The following is a 1,576-nucleotide window of genomic DNA, read 5'->3' as shown; positions in this document are numbered from 1 at the left end:
GTCTGGTGCTGTCTGCCGATTTGGTGATGGTCAGGGACGGATCCTGCGCGTTCGTCGGAAAGTCGGACGTGCACGCGGGGTCGGTCGAGCCAGCGGAGCAGTTCGTGTTGGGTGCGTCGTCGGCCGCGACGACGGCGTTGGTGAGGCGCTGGTTGCCGGTGTCGGGGTTGTTGACGGTCACGTGGTAAGTAATCGTCGCGCGTCTGCCGGCGGGGATCGTGCCGGTCCAGTCGATGACGGGCTCGTCGTAGGTTGCCGTGCCACGTGTGGCGGTCAGCGTCGCGGGGTCGAACGTGGCGTCATCCAGCACGTCGGTCAGGTCGTCGGTGAGGTGCGCATCGCGGTAGTTGACGTTTGTGTCGTTGATGGCTGTGATCGTGTACGTGACCGCGTCGCCCGGCTCCGGGTTGGTCGCGTCGGCGGTCTTCGTGATGGTCAGTGCGGGTGTGTCGACGCCAGTCTCGTTGTCGGTTCTGCACGCCGGGTCCTGTGAGCTGTCAGCGCAGTTCGTGCCCGGCACGTCGGCCACGACGACGTTCGTCAACCGGTGGTCACCACGGCCGTCCTTCGGGATCGTCACCGTGTAGGTGATCGTTGCCGTCGCGCCCGCCGGGATCGCCCCGCTCCAACTCAGCATCGTCCCCTCGACGGTCGCGGTGCCGAGGTCGGCAGTCGGGCCGCCCGTCAGCACGGCGTCGTCCAAGATCTCGGACAGGTCATCGTGCAGCCTGGCGCTGCGGTACTCGACGTCGGTGGTGTTGGCGACAGCCACGGTGTAGGTGACCTCCTCGCCGGGCATCGCGTGTGTGGTGTCGACCGACTTCGTGATGAGTAGGGCCGGGGTGTTCCCCGAGGCGTTCGAGTCGTTGTTCTCGCCGTCGGGGTCCACGATGTCGGTGCCTGGGGGCAGGTCGGCGTGCGCCGCGTTGGTGAAGGTGTTCGATTCCGGCTGTCCGTCGAGCGTTCCCGTGATGGTGTAGGTGACCGAGCCGCCGATCGCCAGGTTCGCTGTCGCCTCGATCACGTTCCCGCTGCCATCGGCATCGAGACATGAGGAACCGGTGGCGGCCACGCAGGTCCAGTGCACGTTGGTGAACTCCGAAGGCACGGTGTCGGACATGACAGCGCCATCGACAGGTGTATCGGTGGGCGGGGTGCCCGAACCGTCGCCGTTGGTCATCACAACGGTCCAGGTGACGTCGTCGCCGACCTGCGCCGTCGCGGGGCCGGACTTGACGACTGAGACGTCCGCGGTGGTCGGGTCGATCGTGACCGCGTAGTCCTCGACCTCGCCGGAGTCGACCATGCCATCTGGTCCGGCGGGTGTGTCGCCGGCGACGACTCGTAGGCGAGCCCAGGTGTCACCAGCCTTGATGTCGTCCGGAATGGTCCAGGCCAGGTGCACGACGCTCGCGCCTTGCGCGCTCGTCTGCCCCGTGGCCAGCTCGCCTTGATCGAAGGTGCCACTGCCGTTGAAGTCGATCCAGCCCGACACGCTCGCCGGGGTCGCGACCGGGCTCGCGAAGGGACCATCAAGGTCGAACGTCGTGCCGCGCTGACCTGTACCGATCTTCGA

The 1,576-nt window shown here is 66.9% G+C and carries 1 protein-coding gene; it reads right to left on the bottom strand.

Going from position 1 to position 1,576, the window contains the following annotated elements; genetic code table 11:
- The coding region (locus ACFCZN_RS21275) for a GEVED domain-containing protein (RefSeq protein ID WP_430558089.1) at window positions 1-1,576 on the bottom strand (1,576 nt) is incomplete at both ends.

This window comes from Isoptericola sp. NPDC056134 (assembly GCF_042264825.1).
In the GTDB taxonomy this organism is placed as follows: Bacteria; Actinomycetota; Actinomycetes; order Actinomycetales; family Cellulomonadaceae; genus Isoptericola; species Isoptericola nanjingensis.
This window is presented reverse-complemented; position numbering and strand designations above follow the sequence as displayed.